General features: G+C 53.3%; 2 tRNA genes and 1 rRNA gene. All 3 read left to right on the top strand.

Annotated features, from left to right (window positions below):
- The first annotated feature begins 40 nt into the window (after nucleotides 1-40).
- The 3 genes from QKW35_RS21180 (at nucleotide 41) to QKW35_RS21170 (ending at nucleotide 1,856) form a co-directional block, all read left to right on the top strand.
- Nucleotides 41-1,580: ribosomal RNA gene (locus QKW35_RS21180) — 16S ribosomal RNA — on the top strand.
- Between the two features lie 89 nt (nucleotides 1,581-1,669).
- Nucleotides 1,670-1,746 (top strand) — tRNA-Ile (locus QKW35_RS21175).
- A gap of 34 nt (nucleotides 1,747-1,780) precedes the next feature.
- Nucleotides 1,781-1,856 (top strand) — tRNA-Ala (locus tag QKW35_RS21170).
- The last annotated feature ends 5 nt before the right edge of the window (nucleotides 1,857-1,861 follow it).

Raw genomic sequence — 1,861 nt, 5'->3', positions numbered from 1 at the left:
TTAACTGGAGCCGAATATCTTCGGATATTCACAATGATTTAAACTGAAGAGTTTGATCATGGCTCAGATTGAACGCTGGCGGTAGGCTTAACACATGCAAGTCGAGCGGTAACAGGAGTAGCTTGCTACTCGCTGACGAGCGGCGGACGGGTGAGTAACGCGTAGGAATCTGCCTAATAGTTGGGGATAGCCCGGGGAAACCCGGATTAATACCGAATACGCTCTACGGAGGAAAGCAGGGGATCTTCGGACCTTGCGCTATTAGATGAGCCTGCGTGAGATTAGCTGGTTGGTGAGGTAATGGCTCACCAAGGCGACGATCTCTAGCTGGTCTGAGAGGATGATCAGCCACACTGGGACTGAGACACGGCCCAGACTCCTACGGGAGGCAGCAGTGGGGAATATTGCACAATGGGCGCAAGCCTGATGCAGCCATACCGCGTGTGTGAAGAAGGCCTTAGGGTTGTAAAGCACTTTCAGTAGTGAGGAAAGGGGTGTAGTTAATACCTGCATCCTGTGACGTTAGCTACAGAAGAAGCACCGGCTAATTCCGTGCCAGCAGCCGCGGTAATACGGAAGGTGCGAGCGTTAATCGGAATTACTGGGCGTAAAGCGCGCGTAGGTGGTTCAGTCAGTCAGATGTGAAAGCCCCGGGCTCAACCTGGGAACTGCACCTGATACTGCTGGACTTGAGTACGGTAGAGGGTAGTGGAATTTCCTGTGTAGCGGTGAAATGCGTAGATATAGGAAGGAACACCAGTGGCGAAGGCGACTACCTGGACCGATACTGACACTGAGGTGCGAAAGCGTGGGGAGCAAACAGGATTAGATACCCTGGTAGTCCACGCCGTAAACGATGTCTACTAGCCGTTGGGGGACTTGATCCTTTAGTGGCGCAGCTAACGCGATAAGTAGACCGCCTGGGGAGTACGGCCGCAAGGTTAAAACTCAAATGAATTGACGGGGGCCCGCACAAGCGGTGGAGCATGTGGTTTAATTCGAAGCAACGCGAAGAACCTTACCAACTCTTGACATCCAGAGAACTTGCTAGAGATAGCTTGGTGCCTTCGGGAACTCTGAGACAGGTGCTGCATGGCTGTCGTCAGCTCGTGTTGTGAAATGTTGGGTTAAGTCCCGTAACGAGCGCAACCCTTGTCCTTATTTGCCAGCACTTCGGGTGGGAACTCTAAGGAGACTGCCGGTGACAAACCGGAGGAAGGTGGGGACGACGTCAAGTCATCATGGCCCTTACGAGTTGGGCTACACACGTGCTACAATGGCCGGTACAGAGGGCTGCGAACCAGCGATGGTAAGCTAATCTCAGAAAACCGGTCGTAGTCCGGATCGCAGTCTGCAACTCGACTGCGTGAAGTCGGAATCGCTAGTAATCGCGAATCAGAATGTCGCGGTGAATACGTTCCCGGGCCTTGTACACACCGCCCGTCACACCATGGGAGTTGATTGCTCCAGAAGTAGGTAGTCTAACCGCAAGGGGGACGCTTACCACGGAGTGGTCAATGACTGGGGTGAAGTCGTAACAAGGTAGCCCTAGGGGAACCTGGGGCTGGATCACCTCCTTAAACGATTGCTGCGTCCTGGCAAGCGTTCACACGAATTATCTGATCAGTATGTAGAGAGAGCGAGAAGGTTACTTAGGTGACTGGATTATAGGCTTGTAGCTCAGCTGGTTAGAGCGCACCCCTGATAAGGGTGAGGTCGGTGGTTCAAGTCCACTCAGGCCTACCAACTTTATGCACGCATAAGGTTGCGCTTTACATTTGGGGCTATAGCTCAGCTGGGAGAGCGCCTGCTTTGCACGCAGGAGGTCTGCGGTTCGATCCCGCATAGCTCCACCATTCCT

It is taken from the genome of Pontibacterium granulatum (assembly GCF_029961155.1).
GTDB classification, from domain to species: domain Bacteria; phylum Pseudomonadota; class Gammaproteobacteria; order Pseudomonadales; family Balneatricaceae; genus Pontibacterium; species Pontibacterium granulatum.
Note: the sequence above shows the minus strand (reverse complement) of the source record. Positions and strands in the feature narration are given on the sequence as shown.